The organism is Nitrobacter vulgaris (genome assembly GCF_031453995.1).
In the GTDB taxonomy this organism is placed as follows: domain Bacteria; phylum Pseudomonadota; class Alphaproteobacteria; order Rhizobiales; family Xanthobacteraceae; genus Nitrobacter; species Nitrobacter vulgaris.
In genome coordinates this window covers 1-16,585 of record NZ_JAVDPZ010000019.1, presented here as the reverse complement: position 1 = coordinate 16,585, position 16,585 = coordinate 1, and the positions used below count along the sequence as shown (strand labels likewise).

Annotated in this window: 20 protein-coding genes; 4 read left to right on the top strand and 16 right to left on the bottom strand. The window is 56.7% G+C overall.

Annotation, left to right across the window (positions count from 1 at the left end):
• Positions 1 to 40: 40 nt before the first annotated feature.
• The gene (locus tag GGQ85_RS20870; protein WP_374708887.1) at positions 41 to 667 is read right to left on the bottom strand and encodes a trypsin-like serine peptidase; all 627 of its coding nucleotides are present in this window, start codon (positions 665 to 667) and stop codon (positions 41 to 43) included.
• Between the two features lie 205 nt (positions 668 to 872).
• On the bottom strand, positions 873 to 1,166 hold the full coding sequence (locus GGQ85_RS12505; protein WP_309774793.1) for a hypothetical protein: 294 nt from the start codon (positions 1,164 to 1,166) through the stop codon (positions 873 to 875).
• Between the two features lie 287 nt (positions 1,167 to 1,453).
• Between GGQ85_RS12505 and GGQ85_RS12500 the strand changes: the two genes are divergently transcribed.
• The 3 genes from GGQ85_RS12500 (at position 1,454) to GGQ85_RS12490 (ending at position 2,369) form a co-directional block, all read left to right on the top strand.
• The gene (locus GGQ85_RS12500; RefSeq protein WP_309774792.1) at positions 1,454 to 1,711 is read left to right on the top strand and encodes a hypothetical protein; all 258 of its coding nucleotides are present in this window, start codon (positions 1,454 to 1,456) and stop codon (positions 1,709 to 1,711) included.
• A gap of 77 nt (positions 1,712 to 1,788) precedes the next feature.
• Positions 1,789 to 2,031, top strand: a complete 243-nt coding sequence (locus GGQ85_RS12495) for a hypothetical protein (protein ID WP_309774790.1) — start codon at positions 1,789 to 1,791, stop codon at positions 2,029 to 2,031.
• A 26-nt stretch (positions 2,032 to 2,057) separates the two neighbouring features.
• Positions 2,058 to 2,369, top strand: a complete 312-nt coding sequence (locus GGQ85_RS12490; RefSeq protein WP_309774789.1) for a hypothetical protein — start codon at positions 2,058 to 2,060, stop codon at positions 2,367 to 2,369.
• 964 nt (positions 2,370 to 3,333) lie between these two features.
• Here GGQ85_RS12490 and GGQ85_RS12485 read toward each other — a convergent pair.
• The gene (locus GGQ85_RS12485; RefSeq protein WP_309774787.1) at positions 3,334 to 3,714 is read right to left on the bottom strand and encodes a hypothetical protein; all 381 of its coding nucleotides are present in this window, start codon (positions 3,712 to 3,714) and stop codon (positions 3,334 to 3,336) included.
• 673 nt (positions 3,715 to 4,387) lie between these two features.
• Between GGQ85_RS12485 and GGQ85_RS12480 the strand changes: the two genes are divergently transcribed.
• A complete protein-coding gene (locus tag GGQ85_RS12480) occupies positions 4,388 to 4,735 on the top strand; it encodes a hypothetical protein (RefSeq protein ID WP_309774786.1) in 348 nt (115 codons plus the stop codon).
• A 316-nt stretch (positions 4,736 to 5,051) separates the two neighbouring features.
• On the opposite strand, the gene GGQ85_RS12475 is transcribed toward GGQ85_RS12480, so the two are convergent.
• The 13 genes from GGQ85_RS12475 to GGQ85_RS12415 all read right to left on the bottom strand — a co-directional run bounded on the left by GGQ85_RS12475 (position 5,052) and on the right by GGQ85_RS12415 (position 16,457).
• Entirely contained in the window at positions 5,052 to 5,657 is a 606-nt protein-coding gene (locus GGQ85_RS12475; RefSeq protein WP_309774785.1) for a hypothetical protein, read from the bottom strand.
• A gap of 14 nt (positions 5,658 to 5,671) precedes the next feature.
• On the bottom strand, positions 5,672 to 6,307 hold the full coding sequence (locus tag GGQ85_RS12470) for an HK97 family phage prohead protease (protein ID WP_309774784.1): 636 nt from the start codon (positions 6,305 to 6,307) through the stop codon (positions 5,672 to 5,674).
• Entirely contained in the window at positions 6,304 to 6,597 is a 294-nt protein-coding gene (locus GGQ85_RS12465) for a hypothetical protein (RefSeq protein WP_309774783.1), read from the bottom strand. The genes GGQ85_RS12470 and GGQ85_RS12465 overlap by 4 nt, the downstream gene beginning before the upstream one ends.
• 675 nt (positions 6,598 to 7,272) lie before the next feature.
• Entirely contained in the window at positions 7,273 to 9,228 is a 1,956-nt protein-coding gene (locus GGQ85_RS12460) for a phage tail tape measure protein (protein ID WP_309774838.1), read from the bottom strand.
• Between the two features lie 184 nt (positions 9,229 to 9,412).
• Positions 9,413 to 9,580 carry a hypothetical protein gene (locus GGQ85_RS12455; RefSeq protein ID WP_309774782.1) on the bottom strand — a complete coding sequence of 56 codons (168 nt, stop codon included), beginning with the start codon at positions 9,578 to 9,580 and terminating at the stop codon, positions 9,413 to 9,415.
• A gap of 32 nt (positions 9,581 to 9,612) precedes the next feature.
• The gene (locus GGQ85_RS12450) at positions 9,613 to 9,891 is read right to left on the bottom strand and encodes a phage tail assembly protein (RefSeq protein ID WP_309774781.1); all 279 of its coding nucleotides are present in this window, start codon (positions 9,889 to 9,891) and stop codon (positions 9,613 to 9,615) included.
• A gap of 175 nt (positions 9,892 to 10,066) precedes the next feature.
• Positions 10,067 to 10,576 (bottom strand): DUF4376 domain-containing protein, encoded by a 510-nt coding sequence (locus GGQ85_RS12445; protein WP_309774779.1) that lies wholly within the window; start codon positions 10,574 to 10,576, stop codon positions 10,067 to 10,069.
• Positions 10,576 to 12,018, bottom strand: coding sequence for a phage tail-collar fiber domain-containing protein (locus tag GGQ85_RS12440; protein ID WP_309774778.1), 1,443 nt, complete (start codon positions 12,016 to 12,018; stop codon positions 10,576 to 10,578). The genes GGQ85_RS12445 and GGQ85_RS12440 overlap by 1 nt, the downstream gene beginning before the upstream one ends.
• Before the next feature lies 1 nt (position 12,019).
• Positions 12,020 to 12,556, bottom strand: a complete 537-nt coding sequence (locus GGQ85_RS12435; RefSeq protein WP_309774776.1) for a hypothetical protein — start codon at positions 12,554 to 12,556, stop codon at positions 12,020 to 12,022.
• 475 nt (positions 12,557 to 13,031) lie between these two features.
• Positions 13,032 to 13,316 carry a hypothetical protein gene (locus GGQ85_RS12430; RefSeq protein ID WP_309774775.1) on the bottom strand — a complete coding sequence of 95 codons (285 nt, stop codon included), beginning with the start codon at positions 13,314 to 13,316 and terminating at the stop codon, positions 13,032 to 13,034.
• Entirely contained in the window at positions 13,294 to 14,031 is a 738-nt protein-coding gene (locus GGQ85_RS12425) for a hypothetical protein (protein ID WP_309774774.1), read from the bottom strand. The genes GGQ85_RS12430 and GGQ85_RS12425 overlap by 23 nt, the downstream gene beginning before the upstream one ends.
• A gap of 136 nt (positions 14,032 to 14,167) precedes the next feature.
• Positions 14,168 to 16,231 (bottom strand): AAA family ATPase, encoded by a 2,064-nt coding sequence (locus tag GGQ85_RS12420; RefSeq protein WP_309774772.1) that lies wholly within the window; start codon positions 16,229 to 16,231, stop codon positions 14,168 to 14,170.
• The gene (locus tag GGQ85_RS12415; protein ID WP_309774771.1) at positions 16,212 to 16,457 is read right to left on the bottom strand and encodes a hypothetical protein; all 246 of its coding nucleotides are present in this window, start codon (positions 16,455 to 16,457) and stop codon (positions 16,212 to 16,214) included. Before GGQ85_RS12415 ends, GGQ85_RS12420 begins: the two co-directional genes overlap by 20 nt.
• Positions 16,458 to 16,585: the final 128 nt, after the last annotated feature.

Below are 16,585 nucleotides of genomic sequence, written 5' to 3'. Positions count from 1 at the left end.
GATCGGGCCGCGGCGGTGAGCGGCTTTGGACGTGTTGCGTCTACCGGCTGAGCGCCGTTTTGACGGCGGCTGCGAAAGTGCTGGACGGTACTGCCAATGACGGTGTCGCGCTTTCGCTTTTAGAGCTGGCGACAAGGATCCCAACAATCTCCGGCTCACCGTCGCTCCCCACCCTCAAGAGAGCCGACCCAGACTCACCCGAAACCGAGCTGCACGTATGAAGCAGGAGGGCAGCGGGAGTAGAGATGGGCCTGACCGAGCAGTCCTGCTGAACGGTCAGAATGTGGGCGCGATCACCTCGATAACCAGCCCTCACGATCCCGGACGATGCAACGTCACCTTCGCTCGCAGGCTGAACTCTGATCGGTTTGAGGTCAATCGTCTCAGCAAGCTCAATAACCGCCCAGTCTCGAGACGCCATCGCGGGCTGTAGCGGCGGCGTCACCTCAAACTCCTCACTCTTCACATAAGAGGCTGCTAGAGAGTGAGCCTTAAATTCACCCTTCGCGTAACCGGCCACAAAGTGGATGGAGGTAGGGTGAGCCCACGTGCCTCGTGCGGCATTGAAGAGACAATGAGCCGCGGTGAGGACGTGACGAGAGTCAATTAGGGTTCCGGTACATTGAGACCGGCGTCCTGCTCCGGTTATGACGTTGACACGCCCCATCGACGTAAACGGCCATTCGGAGGGATCAAGCCTTTTGCCTTGGCTGAGCGCAGCGGTAGGAAGTTGCAGAATGGCAGCGACCACAAAGATGAGCAGCTTCCATCGGTGAAAGGGCAATCTTCTCGTTTGCATCATGAGGCAGGTCTTTTCTCCAACGCCCCCGCGGAGGAAGCCCGCCCCGTTTGCGAGGCGGGCTTAGTGGTGGCTATTCCGCCGCTTGCTTGAATTTTACAATACTGGGCTGGTCGTTGTCCTGATCGAACTCATGCCACACAGTATGGGCGTCTTCGTCGAGGCGCTGCGCAATCCACTGTGCTGCCATACACTCCTTCATAACGTCATCGCTCTCTTTATGAGTGAGTTCGAGTCCGGCATCAAAAATCCTGTCTAGGTGATCGATCAGCATCTTGGTCGCAGTCGTGAGTTCGCACATCCTGTCATCGAAGGACTTGGAGTTATGGGCGTCGGTGGCGGGTGTGGTATTGGATTGGGTAGCCATGGCGCAGAAGATCCTTTCGCGCTGGGGTTAGGGCCAGGACAAGGCTGCAACCTTGTTCTGGCCTGTCTTTTCTGATATCAGGTAAGAATGACTAAGTCAATAGTTTCTAGTATCAGAAAACGTCCGCAGGGAAGACCGCGCGTGGACGCTGTGCCTGTAATGGTGCGGATGCCTCCGGACGAGATGCAGGGCGTCGATAAGTGGATTGAGAAACGACCTGAGCCAAAACCATCACGGCCGGAAGCGATTCGGCGGTTGGTGGAGATGGGATTGAGGGGGAAAGGGAAATGAGCGACGACCCGAAGCTCATCGACTCTCCGCTATCCGGCTCGTTTACGCGCGACGAAATCACGGTCCAGGTTCACATATATCGTCTCGAAGAGGACTCCCACTGGGTGCTTGAAGTCGTCGACAAGGATGACACATCAACCGTTTGGGATGAGAAATTCGAAACTGACAAAGCTGCCTATGATTTCTTTTTAGCGAGCGTGGAGTCCGAAGGGCTCGCGCAAGTTATCTCAGATGATTATCCGACGCTGCATTGAGCCACGCGCCAGCCCGATAAGCCATCGCGCAGTGAGGCTATTCGGAGGCTGGTTGAGTTGGGACTGAAGGTGAAGAAGTGAGCGAACGCATAAAACTAAGGGCATCGTTCTGGAATGGACTTGCGATTGCGGCTGCCGTGGGCGGCATTATCGTGCCGGCATTGGACACCTATCGAGATCCAGCAATTTACAATTCGACGGTCTATCCAGTTCTCTCTCCCCTTGCATTCAAGCATCTAATCTCGATCGCCGCCGGTTGCTTTGCGGCTTTTATGCTTCGCCTCCATGCGGATAGCATAATCAGCAAACTGGATGAGTGAGCATTAAACTCGGTTGTGGAGAAACTATGTGGGAGCAAGTGCGCGCTGAGTCTGGCGTATTGCGGATCAAACCTCTGAAAGGCGCCGATCTTGATCCTGCTTTGGTGGATCGCATGACTGTACTTGCGAAGCGGCTGATATCGGACGGCAAGCTGCACCGCGACAAGGACATCACCATGGCAGTCGAGGAGCTTCAGCCCAACACGACCGAGACGGTCGACGCATTCATCATTGTGGCGAGCCATGTAGCTCACAACTTCGGCTCGAAAAACCTTTTGGCAGTGGTTAGGCTTCGAGAATGGGCGGAAAGGAACCGCGCGCCGATTATGGTGCCTTAGTCCATTCCATTATCTGACGGATAAGGCGCCCACCGTCGGTGTACGTCTGCCTGAAGATATCAGTAGCGCAATTGAGGAGTGGCGCGCAGTGAAGCGGCCCTCCCGTCTGTACCGGAGGCTATTCGCGGTACTAAGGAAGGCAATGCGTATGGGCTAAACCCATAAGCCGTCTGACTGGCAGCGCCGTCAAGACGACCTGGCGAGACCGGCCGGAAGCAATCAGGCGGTCGTGGGAAAGGCCCTTTCAAAAAAATGACCCGCGCAGAGGGGATGAAACACGTTTACTAGCCTCACGAAATCGATCTGAAACGTTGAGCAGCTACGTTTTCCCAAAACGATTAAGGGAAGCGTCATGGAAACCGCAGTCGCCGCACTGTTTTTGGTCAGCGCCGTCTTATTCATCGCTCACGCTTACGACGCGATGCGCTCGTATTGACGCGCTGCATCATAGTGATGATCGAAAGCCCGCAATCGACAGGAAAGACAGCAATGTGGTGAACTGGTCCCACCGCTTCGCTGATCCGATTCCTATGCCAGATGGCAGCACGATACGGACGTTTGGCGAAGCGGCGGAATATGCGATTAGCCAAAGAAAGAGCGCAACACCGAGCCATGGCAGCGCGCCGCAAGAGTGCTCCACGAGGCTGCCGAGCACGGCGGCCCCTTCGTATTCATGGCACGGATCAACTTCTATCGGGCCGTCTACGGCGACACTCCACCGCCGATCGGCAACCCGGAAGAGCCGCAATTGGGGGAAGAGAAAACTGGCGAGGGATCGGTGATTTGCCGTCCACAAGAATCGTGAGGGGCGAAATGACGCATTTTAGGTTCAATTCAATTAATTTAAGGAACCAACATAAGGGAACTGAGTTGGAAGCGCGCCGGTCAGGCCGCGGGCTGCTGCTGCGCCCGCTCCTCAGGATCCATAGCCGTCATGCCCATCGACCAAGCCAGTAAGACCTTGCTACCTTTTGCGGATATAAAAGCTGGCTTTGAAGGCACCCGATGGGGATGGCTTCTGATTGCGATAATCGCCGTTGTCGCTGCGGACACCCTGCTCGCGACCGGAGCTTGGGTCGCTGTCGGATACCTCATTGGAAAGTAGATTGGCTGCCGGAGTGAATATCTGGACGATTATATAGGCTGCCTGGTTCACGACCAGACACGCGATTATAGTGGCAATGCCGCTCTCGGCCCCGAAATCGTTCTTGTGTAGGACGGCGGCAAAGGCGAGAGCGATCAATATCGCTACGGGCACAAGAGCGTAGACTTTAAAGCGCGATCCTGCGGCCGCACCTATCAATGCGCTGGTAAATAACAAAACAGGGACGATAACCTGGTCCATTGCTTGATGCTGCTCGCCCGTTGAACTAGAAAATCTCGTGATCGGGCTTGCGGCTCTCCTATCCGAAGCGTTGCCAGTAACCTAGTGACGTAAATATTAGGACAACAAGTACGCGAATCCGTACCTTGATTTCGCGGAACCGGATTATACTTTAGCGGCCGCCAGGACTTGCTCGATAGTTCGTCTTTTTGATGGTCCCTGCCTGCCCTTCCTCGCGCGAGGCGCAGAGCGTGGACCGACGGTCCGTAACGTGCTTCTCGCAAGCACGGGCATGGTCATGGCTGCGTTCGTGGTTGTCTATATCGTGTACTTCGCAGCCTAATTTGTAGGGATCAAAAGGGCCGCACGGCAACTTAACTGTGCGGCCCTCCACCTGTTTATCGTGTCGTACCTTCGATCGGCGCAGCACGATCGGCTCACCGAGCCGGTCCTCATTCCTATATGATCGGCCTTGTCGTCAGTCAGATTTGCCAACGCGTGGTCCATTTGACGCGTTACGGCGAAAATCGATAGTAGTTAACGGCGGTCCTGGATGTTGGACACGATACCAAAGTGGGTTCGCTTTGCACATTGCGGTCACATCGGGTCCACCGAATTGACGTATGATCCTCTGACGTTCGACATTTTCCGACGATGCATTTCGTATGCATCGTCACCTAAAACGGGAGTGATCATGCGAACGTCCACATTTTTCTCAACAGTCCTCGCTTTGCTTTTGGCTGGACCGCCCTTGGCAGCAGCGCCTGCGCCTTCACAGTCCCAGACGAAGTCCGAGGAAGGTGTAGCGATTCGAAGTATTCAGGTTGTTGATGTTCAAGAGTTGAAAGGAGATGTGCGCTCACAGGTCGACGACCTTGTCGCGCATACGAAGCAGGAGCAAATGAGCTCCCTGCGGAAGACAATCGAGGCAACGCCTGAGGCCATATCCGCACTTAAGGCAAAAGGTCGTAACTCGGCTCAGGTTGTAGCTATCAATATCGACAAGGAAGGCGTTTTGACCCTCTTCACGAAGGCTACCTAATTTCGTACCGGCGAGAGCGGGTCGGCGTCGTCGCACATCCACCGCGCAACCACACACCTAATGGTGCTACTGGTGCGCGGTGGATGTGTTGCTCCCTCACCTCATCCCCTCGCCACCAATCGTCCATCTCGGTAACAAACATCATCAATTACGAACTGGTGCACGTCTTCTACCTCCCTCCGCGTTGCTCCAAGCTTCTCGGCGCATCCACCAATAGTGTCCGGCAGGATCTCCAATAGCCTCGGCGCTAACACCTTCAATCGCGCAAGAGGCGTTGCAAGTTCGCGAGAGCGGATAATGGCGCGGTCGTTTATCTTCATAATGCGCCTAACTTCTCATGCCACCGTGTAGGATCGCCGACGCCAGGAAACGTCCCGATTGCCGGCAACGATACCGACCCACCAAATTTGTGGTGCGACGAAAACTTCTCCGCCCAACCCAAATGGTCGTGAACGAACTTAACGAGTTCGAGGCTCTCATAATTGCCGCCACGGAATATTTCGTCATTGACCGCATGCACCGCCGAGTCGGCAGCAACAGCCTCTTGAACCAAGGAGGCGATTGCGCGCGCGAGGCTATCGTACTCGCTATGGATCCTTGCAACCACCCTATCCACAGCAGCAACGGCTTCATCCCGATGCTTCTGCGCGGCAGCACGCGCCTCTGTCTCCCGCGCCTCCTTCAATCGCCGGGTCAATTCAGAAACCGCGGCCACAGCGCGATCCAGCGCGAGGCGTGCTTTCGTTGCCTCGCCTTCAGCTGCGAGGATCTCCGGATCCGTTCCAGTTAGCAAAAGATCGGTGCGGCGCTGTTGCGCGCCGGCAAGGCTGGCCTCAAGGGTGGCGATGTCGTACTCAGCGAGCGCGGCCTCGATATCGGCCGCAGTGCTGATGTCAGCGAATTTCTTCTTCCGGGCAATCATTTCGTGAACTCCTTTCAATTGAGGCCGGCCATACGCTGTCGGCATCGCATACGTGCCAGCACCGCCTCATTACGGCTTGTGGCCGTTCCGCTAACGAACTCACAAGGCATCTGAGCCCTGTCATCGTTCTTGCGAATCTGCGAACCGGCGTCTGCCGGAATGGGAACAGCGCTAATCTCAAGCGGCTCCCAATCCACCACACGCCATTCATCATCCGCGCCATCTACGTTTTCAGTTTTCTCAACACGATGAATGATGTAGCCAACCGACACGTTGCGAATGATGCCATCACGAATCTTGGACACAATGTCCGCATCGCTAGATGCGTTCGATAAGCGGATACGGGCAATACCCTTGCCGCCCTTAAGTTTGGCGGACCCAGGAACAACGCTGCCGATTACATCGCTCAGGTCGGAATCTGAATGCGTGTTGAGAAATGGCGCGCCAGCGTTTAAGCGATCGAGGCGAACGGCGGATGGTGTGACAACGAGGACTTCGGAGTAGAAGCGATCAGTACGCCAATCAAAGCGTCGAACTGTCGCTCCGGTAGTCCAAACAACCTCAACGCTATTGTCTTTCTGGTTGAAGCTCGCAGCGCGAACCTCAGCCGCGCGCCCGAATTTGGGGAGGCTCGTAATATTCTTGTTCATTCGTCTTGATCCTTTGATTGGCGCAGCGACCTAAACGGCAGGTGCTTTTCGATTAGGTCATGGCAGGTGGCGCCGTCGATTATTTCACCCTCGGATAGCTTGTCGGCGAGCGAGCTGATCGCCGTGCGCACGGCGCGGCTATAGAGCAACTTCAAAGCGAGCAGCTGGCCCTCACGAAATACAGCCCGCGCCGCCTCGATACCGGCGTCGAGGCCGTTCGCGGTCCATGCCGTCAATGCCATCTGGCATTCGTCGCAACCGCCGAACGAAAGCTGGCGAACGCGGTTCAAGTAATCAGCCTCGTCAAGTGTGCTCAAGGTAATGCGACAATTCATTGCGGCGGCCTCTGCTGCTGGGCCGGACCACAGAACTGCAATACGCTCGACGGGAGATAGCGCGCAGGGCGTCGAGTAGATCACCTGCGCTGGCGGTTTGGCCGACGCCGATGCAATTCGCAGCGAAAAACCGTGAGCGAAAACGGCGTGTGCGGCTTCGTGAATACAGGTGGTCCGTTGGATCTGATGATCTTCAATTTCGGAAATGATAGGCCCATTCACGCCAGCGATGTCGAACGACACATCCACGTTAGAAGGTGCGACGTATCCTCGTCGGAGGGATGCGCCAACCCCACAACATGCTCGCTGAACCAATTTAGGCTTGCTCATTCAAAACCATCCGATTTCCTTTTTCGCGAGTTGCGCGGGTAATCCGAATGAGCGCACCCCCTTTGCTCGTAGAGGATCCGCGCGGTCTTCAAAATCATCAACCATCTCAATAGGAAGGAAGCGGCCTACAGAAAAATTTGCAACGAGCGAAATTCCGGGGTGGCGCGCCCCCGCATGGGTGGCGGGGTACTAGAGGAACCTAGACCGGGGGGCGTCGGTGCGATTGATTGCGATCACGTTGCAAGACCGCGCCGCGCTGAACGCGCACCACGAGCCAACGTCGTGGCCGTGGGAGGCATCCTAATAAACTCCATCGCTGAAGGCGCCACGCGATAACGCGTTCAGCTTTTCTGACATGCGTCGCTCAACCGCCGAGGCGATAGCTTCGGGCGACTGGCCTGGCGCAGCGTGTACATTAATAGAGACGTTGTTACTCACCGAGCCACCACCTGCACCCGACAGCGCATTCGCCTTGATCGCGCGCACTGTATCAAGCGTACTGCTTATATGCCCCGAGGCAGGCGATCGAAACAATTCAGGCCCCCGCTCGCCAACCCAGTAGGAGCCGCCGCTGCGAACAGGCCCGCCGAGGGCGCGCTTCGAAATAGGAACGGATGGCATCGTCGACGCTGCGGACTTAGGTGCGCCGCCTGGTCCGTTAGCCATGCCGCGGACAACGCTACCAAACGAGGGCAGTTTGATATCTGAGAATAGATTGCCAATTTGAGATTTTATGCCAGCCCAAATTTTACTACCAATCGTAGCGCCAAGGCCGGCCCAGTCTCCTTCTCCTAACTTCGCGATCACAAACGCTACCGCTGCGCCGGCGCCATCTCCCCAACGTCTCCACACGTCGTCGTCTATCTTGCCGGTGATGCTATCGAACATGCCGGACAACTCGTGGAATTTGTTTAGAATCCAATCAACAGATTGCGTGGCGCCAGGCCCAAGGTTGCGCTTAAGGCTTTCGCCGAACGAATCGAAGAACTTTCCAATTCCGCTCCAATTGTTCGCGATGAACGCGCCCGCGGTGCCCAGCAATACTAACGCGGCACCGACACCTGTGCCGATCAAGGCAAGCCTCAGTAGCTTGGTCGCGCTAGTCACTAGTCCGATTGCGCCAGCTACTAGGCGTAGCGATCCTGCCGCAGTCGCGAGCGCACCTCCCCACATCCAACGCAAACCGAACGCTGCAGCAAGGCCAGCGAGGCGCAAGCCGATCAAGCCGGCGGAAACGGACGCAACACCACTCACGAGCCGAGGATGCGTTTCGGCAAACTTCGCAAATCTGTTTGTTAGCGGAGTGAGCGCACCGTCAAGCAGCCGATTGAAGGTCGGTAACAGCGCGCTGCCGAGTGCGATATTTAGATTTTGCACCGCGGATTTGAACCGGGTCATCCCGGCCTCTGCAGTTTTGATGCGCTCGGCGAAATCCTTCTCGGTCTCGCCGCTCGCCTTGAGCGCCGCGTCACGGATCTTCCTATACTCTGCAAGATTCTGAAGCAGAGGCCGCAAGAACTTTTGAACCTGCGCGTCCTCGAACAAGTCTCCTATTTTCGAGAGATCGCCCTTTGTGGCACGATTAACCGCGCCAGAAATCCATTCGAAGATATCGCCACCCTCTTTCTGGACTTTCTTCAATTCGCCGCGAATATCAATGCCAAGTTTCTTAAACTTCTTGGTTGTCTCCTGCGAGATGACCTTTTGCATCAGGTTCGCGGTATTAGTGGCGGCCTCAGAACCATCCGCAGCGCCCTTTCTCGCTATCTGTAGCGCAGCAGCGAGTTTTGCCACGCCATCAACACCGTTCATTTTCAGAGCTTGAGCGGAGGCCGTTAGCGACGGAAATTCCTTCGCCATGTCCTTAAGCTCAAAGGCGCCGGCCTTGCCGGCCGACGCCATTGCATCAAATGCGGCGCCAACCTCCGCCGCGGGGACTTTCAGATTCATAAATGCGGCCTGCCCAGCTCTCGCGACATCGTCACTGCTGGCCTTATAAGCGGTGGCAACCCGATTTATCGCCGGAAGCATGGCTAGTGCGGCCGTAATGTTTTCCGAGTCAGAACCACCTAGGCCGAGCCCCAGCAATTCGCTAAAGCTTTTTACTGTGTCGAGCGGAAGTTGGTTAGTTGCGGAAGCGATACCGCGCAGACTTAGACCGAGCGCCTTCAATTCAGGCGCCACCATGCTGCCTTTTTGTCTGATATCTTCGAGGAGCGATTCGAATTGAGCGCCGACTTTTATCGGAGCCGACAAACCTTTGCCCCAGGGCGAAAGCTGCGGCGCCCGTGCCAAGAAGTTTGCCGCTGATTGCAGAGAGCCGCGCCGAATTGCGCGCGCTCGCGGCAGTCAATCCATTCAACGCGGCGCTAACTCTTCTTGCCGGGCCAGTCACCCTATCGAAAAGTTCAACAATAAGTTTAGAAGTAAGGGTAGCCACTCAGGATTCCTTGGCTTTTGTGAACGCAGCGTCGAGGGCGGTATTGGCGTCGCGCGCGAGTTTGGACTCGCGCTTCTCAGGCTTACCTTGCTTGGCTTCAAGCAATCGGATCGCGGCTTGATAGTAGCGAACTGCTTTCGCTGTACTCCAGCGCTCGATAACATCCACGCTAGTGTGTAATTCAGACGCGACGAATGCGATCAGGTCGATCCACCCGCCGCAGGCGCTTCCCCCATTAGAGGCCCTACCTTTGCGGTGATCGCGTGCACGTCGCGCAGTGACACATTCTTCATAAGAGGAAGCGACACGTTCGCCATACTTGCCAACAAGGCCAACGTGCGCTGGAAATCGCCGGTGACGATCTCAGCGGCGCAGGCATCTCCCGCGGTCGCTTCTTTGAATGTCAGGCTGGCGACTGTCTTATCACCGTGGGTGACGGGTTTTGACAACGCGATCGTGATGGTGTCGGACTCGCTCATTGGTGCCCTCTTGGCTTTGCCGCTTGGATTGCAGCGCGCGCAGGCGCAGTAATGCGCTTCAACGCTGCTGAAGTGACGCGCATTGGCGCGGTTGCTTTGTCGAGAACCGCGCTAGCTGCGCGGATTGGTTTTAAACTTTCTTCGGTGAGTTTCGGTGTGGCTGGCATCTTTCCTCCTATTCCGAAAACGCCGCATCAACATCTTCGCGCGTGGTGATAGTGCCGGACTCGATCTCTGCCACGGCTGCCGCCTCCTCAGCGAAGCACGAGTTGACGTAGCCACCGACCGCGGCAGCAATCGCGATCATCTGAGCTGCTGACAACTCATCGGAAAACGATCCATCGGCCAACTTCCATCGAAACATCTGAGTGTTGTCGACCTGTGCGAACAACGCTGCCGCCGTCAGCTTGGCTTGCGTGTCGCGGTCGCTCGGATAGGTGACACCGCCGACCGCGCAGCCCGCGATCTCCTTGGCGTAGCGAACTGCCGCGGCATGGGTCTTAAGCTCATCTTTAGTCGGGTCAAAGCCGGAAGCAATGATCGCCTGAGCAGCGGTTGCGAACTCATCAGCAACGGTAGCCGTGGATTCATCCGGATCGTAAGCAACTATCGCGCCAGGAAAGGCATCGGTAAGGCGTGTTGAGAGGATGCCTACATTTTCGGCGGATATTGAAAACGTCAGCATTATCTGACCCTCACTATTGACATCGCAACGCTGGTGGAAAACGAAGCCGAAGACGCGCCCGCGCTCCCTTGGTATATCGCGGCGTCGAGCAAATCGTTGGCCGCGAAGTCAGCCACAAAAACATTTGATCCGGAAACTTCTTTTACCTTGGCGGTGTCCATCGCGAACCCGGATCCGTTCGACAGGAGCGATGAATTCTTCAGGATGGCTGAAGGGTACTGCCCTACGACGGGGTAAGTTGCTGGATCGGACCCACAGATCGCCGTCGTGGTCACAAAATATCGTCCCGCCGTCAGGATCTTGCACGAGCCACTCACCAATGAAACATCGCCGTGCGCGCCGATCGTCGCCGACGTGAACGATCTTTTTGTATAGGTAGCGTGCGGAACCGTCAGAGTTCCACTTCCTCCGAAAAGGTTAACCTCTGAAAATGGACCATTCGCCGCGTAGTTGCCGACAAAGTTCACGACGACCCATTTATTGATCGTCCCGTCGTAATGCGCAGTAATCGGCATGTTCGCCGGTAGGTCGTCGGGACGCATGTCTGAACCATCAAGGCGCGCGACCGCTTTCGCACCAAGACCGTTCACATTCAGAGTGGTAGCGCCCGTGTTGGCGTTCGCCGACTTCTTGACTCTGACAATCATGCCAGATGTTAGCGCGGCCGGTACCGGATCGAGGGTGACGACCATAGCATTTGCCGTGCCGCTATCCGCGGCATAGACCCACTTCCCGCTTTGCGAATCCAGCGCGATCTTTTCTACATACGTACCAGACACGCGCTCGAACACGCGTCCATCCGGCAAGCTGACGCCGTGTCCATTAGGCGGCGCGATAATCGCCCATCCCGCGGTCGTGTATTCCGCGATTTTACCGGCCTGCCCAGACCACGAACCAGTCGGCGATGTTGCGATTACGTAAGTATCGCCAGCAACTGGAGACGCGGGCGGAGTTGCCAGCGACATCGAGATAATCGGTATCCACCGCAATACTGTGAGCCGTTGCAATGCAACCTTCATCGAAGGATCAATCGAAATGGTGATATTGGCAACGTTGCTAAACGCCACCTCAAGCCGAATCGTGCCTTCGACAGTTTGGCCACTCGCAGGAGTAGGCTTACTAATCGGAGGATCGTAATGGGCAATCGCGATCAGATCCCCATCGACATCGTATAGACCGGCCTCGCGGATAGTATACGGGCCTTCGGCGGCTTCCAAAAAACAATCGAAGTAAGCAACGTTGGAAGCACCAACTACAGTGCCATGATCGCTGATCGTCTTAAGTGCCAACTGATTATAGAGCGCAGTTTCACCGCCGCTCGGCACCGTTGCGCCGTCGCCAATAGCAATGTGCGTGATCTCAACAGTCGTTGAATTGGCGAATGCCGCCGCCTCCTTGGCGCGGCCGAGATTGGTAAGGAGGGCGAATGATGTTTGTGGCAATTTAGGCGGCCTTTGTATGGGCGGTTGCGGATATGCGAGCTGCTACTGAGGCAAGTGGCGGTGCCGGATGCAGGGCGTTGCCGCGAAATTCGGCAATGATTGCGCGTAGCGCGGCGCCGGGAACAGTAATGATGCGAGAGGCAGCGCTCTGCTCGCGTTCGGGGCCGTAGCTTAGCCTACCGCCGTCCGTGACGACGGTTACAGCGGCTGGATCTAGTTGCGCGATCAAACTGTGTACGCCGGCCACCGAGACCGCACCCGACATTAAGCCTTCAATCAAATCGAGCAGGGTCGTGCCACCTTCGTTACGCAGCGCCGCAAACTCTCGAACGCTGGTGGCAGCGTTGCCCAGCCCGCGGTCTGCAATCGCACAAAGTAAAAGCTTTGCCAGGCCAGCAGGCGACAGATCCGGCACAGCTCGACCGCACGCCCGCGGCAGTTCACCCGCCTCGGCGGCACGTTGCGCGAGTGCCGCCAGCCGACCTGCATTGAGACTCAGGTGTCGTGCGATGATTTCGATCGCATTCGATCGAACCATTGTTGTGACCTCACATTTTTGAAAACAATATTCAGGAGTGCAAAAAAGTGCGCACGGGTTCGTCCGCGGCTGCGCAAAGTTTGCACATCAAGTCGGAAGGCAACGAACGCCTTCACTTGAATACGGTCCAACCCCTCGGACGAGGGACGGGTAAGTACGTTTTTTCTATTGAATGAATGTTACGCCGAGTCGGCGTTCGTCCCGCCAGATGACTTGACACGTCGCATCAATATCTGCACTTGGGACGCGCAAAGCAAACATTGCTGGCATCGAAGGCGCTTCCAGCGTTTGTATCGTCGCCGACGTGGCCGTTAAGTGACGAACCTTGCAGCGCATGGGAGATCCATCCAGAAGGATTTGTCCCTGCTGAACGCCGAGCCGATGTGTCATACCCCGCCCCTCAATAGCGCGTCACATTTATCACTGTGTTATTCGTGCCGCAAATGTGGCTAGCGGGATGGCACTAGTTGTCAACTCAAGCTGCCAACTTCTCCACATCCGCCAACGCCGCTAGTGCTGCATTTTGCGCAGCCACAGCCTTGCGCTCCGATTGCTTAGTATCGCCAAAGCCCAACTCGGCAGCTATCTCGCGCGCCGTCAGACCAGCGATGCTCAGATCAAGCACGCGCGCATGCTCACCCAAGGCGGCATCGATCCGCGGTGCGTCAATGGTCTCAACGATTTGCCGTTCGACCAGATCGTGGCCGCCCTCCGCGCCTCCCTGCATCGCACGCGGATTAGAGTGAACGCGGTAGGCCATAAACTCGGCGCCCATCGCTATCACAGTAGTGTGCCGAGGGATTCGACACACGGGATAATCCGGCGTTACTCCGAGCCTCATCAAATGAGTGCCGGCCACCAACGCCTATACGATCGATATCAACCCTAGCGTTATCATTCGCGACGCCCATTGCCTGAACCCAATAAGCTGCCCTCAATCGTCGGAAATCCTCGCCATAGCTTGGTGTGGCACTGCGCTGCATTCGTTCCGGAAAGCCACCGCTCCCGCGAATGGCTAGATGTCTCGCATTGTCATCCTGACGCTCCTGGTCTGATTTCCGTCGTTTACCCTTGGGCTGCCTGAATAACTCCGCAGCGGCGTGCCAGCGCTCGTCAGAACCGCGCCACTCTGTAACAACACCGTTGGCGTCGAACCGCAGGCGGGCGCGCATCGGCGCATCCAGCTCCGCTGAGGTGATAGGGCCGTAGCCGTCACGGGCGCCGATAGCATCTTCTGCTGCAAGCCGCACCATCTCGTCCGGCGAGGGCCGCAATTCCATTACGCGATCTGGCAACGGCCCGCCTTCCACCTCGGGAAGATTGCTCGCGGCAGAAAGCCAGGTCGGGTCAACAATGACCGTGCCGTAACTGATAAGCCGCTTCAGATCCTCTTTTCGCCCCGAGCGGGCGAGGCGGATCGCGAGCGGAATGGCTCCAGTGGTCTTACGCGGCTGGTTGTCATTGGCGTGGTTCATGGCGTTCCTCTAAATTCTATAATCTTGAAACCGGACAGGACACCGGACAGCGGACAGTTCTAAAGAACTGTCCTGTCTGTCCGGGTTGATGTCGGGCGGACATTTTAAATTTGTCCCGGACATGTCCGCTGTCCGGCTATGCCGCCCAGAACCATTGTCCGATCTGGTTCACTTGGCCTTTTGCGATAAGGTCAGCTTTAGCGCGGACGAAGCGCTTCTGAAGGGTTCCGGTCGCTGTGCTGGCAGCGGCCTCATAGTATGCGCCGCGCCATTGCCTTTCCTTCACGACCATGGTCCGGGTCGGAAAGTCTGGACCTTCCGCCTCAACACCATCCTCCTCGACAGCAGTTCGCAGCGCAGCCAGAACGTCTTTAGCATGGCCCTTCGATACCAGCTTAGTCGCAACGCTTTCACCGGGCACAATCACGGGTGCCGTCGTCGGCTCGCCGTCCTCATCCTTCGCCAGTTCGACAGACTGCATCGTGAACGTTGCAATGGTGCCTTCATCACCGTCATTCGTGCCGTCGCACTTCAAGGTGTACGTGCCTGCGTTCTTGACGACCAAAAAGCTGGCATCGACCGCGCCATCAAGATCGATAGCGCCCTTGCCACGTTCGCCGGACCATGCGGTGTGGTGAAGGACAGTGACGTGCGCACCGGTCAGCCGGATTAGCTCATCGCACGCCTGAATAAAGCGTCCCATATCTTTGCTAGTGTTCTGGTCGCCTCCGCCGAATACCCGGGTCAGGGTGTCGATTACGATCAGGACACACCTGTGGCCGCAATCCCACTCCGCCTGCTTAACGACGGCCGCGAGTGCCTTCGCGTCAACGAGCGAGGACGTCAGATCGAGCCGGCCACCTAGAACGAGCAGCGGAACATCTGTGACGCCATGATGTTTGCGAAACGCCATCATGCGACGTTCGGTTAGTGCTTTCCGTTCCGCAGCGATATATAGCACAAGCCCCTGCGTCACCTTCCTTCCGAACCAATCAATACCCGACGCGACATGACATCCGATGTCAGTCGCTGCGACGGACTTACCTGTGCCCGGCAGGCCGGAAATCGTCGTATGCTCACCTTCGCCGAGAACATTTTTTATGACCCAAGCCTTAGGTTTTTCGGCTTCAATGTCATCGAACCATGTCAGATTGAAGCGCGGCTTAGGCGCGTCATCATTCGCCGCGAGGGGGGTATCCTGCGACTTTCGCAGCAAGCCGTCGACGTTAACCGGACGTGTACCGTCGTCAGGTTCACCAACACGTTCTTTCAGCCAATCAACGGCTTGATGATCCTGCAGCCTCAGGCACACCGCCACCAGATCGATCGGTGAATAGCCGGTGTTGTTGTCGGCATAATCAACGATGCCAATAGACTGGATATTAAGAGCGCGCCCGCGCTTTTTTGCAGTGGTGCTGTTGGTTGGCCTAAAGCTGGCAATGGAATGATAGCCGTTGCGATATCGACGAAGACCTTCGAGCCCCAATTGCGGCACCCATGCGTCGAGGTTGTCATACGCACGCTGGTTGAGTAGCGACCAGGGATGGTCGCTGCAACCTGAGGTGCGCTCGTTGTCGTTCGCGTGCGATTTGCTGGCTGGCTTTACCAACTCGCCCCGCTTGGCGAAATAGGCCTCCGCGCGCGCCAAAGCATCAACCTCGGCGTGGTCGATCTCGGGTAGATGTGAAACGGCAGTTTCGGCCGGACTGCCGTTAAACCACACATAATCGCGTAGCGTTTCGGGATGCGTGCCGAAGGCGACTACCTGCTGGCCGGTCCCCATCGCCTCAACTTGGCATTTATGGCCATTGATGATGTAGGCACCAGTTGCACTTTTCGCCCGCGGTGAAGTTGTGCGGAAAAGGTAACATCGTTTCGGAGCTTTGCCGATGCGATATGGAGCATCCGTCGCTGCCGGCAGTTCGGCAATCATGGCGTTGATGGCGTCAGCTACGCCGGGATCCGGCGTGTCGACGTCAATCGCAACGACTTCTCCCGTCAAAATGCCGGTATTGGTGGCGTACGGGTATAGTCTTGCTAAACCTTCCATCTGGTCGGCAGACCAGCGCGAATGCGTCCAGTTCTTTCCTTGCGCACGCTTGCCTTCTGTCACGACAACTCGATAGCCGTGCGTAATAAGGCCGCGTCGAAGATGGATTACAGATTCGAGGGGATCGGTTTTAGCGGCTAGTGCATTCATGCTGCGACAGCGCTCCAACGGTCAGTTTTGCAATCTGGTTAGCGACGTCATGATCGAACGCACACGTGCGACCACGATCGTTCGACGGCCCGAAAGCCCGATAGGTGCCGTCATCGGCGCGAGTGACGCGAACGCCGTAGATGCGGGTGCCAGGCGATGGCTCCACGTCAACGCGCGCAAGCGTCGTCGAACCCGGAGGCGCCGGGCGGATAGAAAGGATTTTCAAGGCTGAGATTCCGTTTAAGTGAAAGGTGCACCCTGTGCGTGGCGGTGACAAAGTAGGCCACGGAGCGCCGGCGTGATGTCGGTGCGGGCGGAGTAAAAACCGTCCAGTGGCTAGGTTGATCCCTTTGG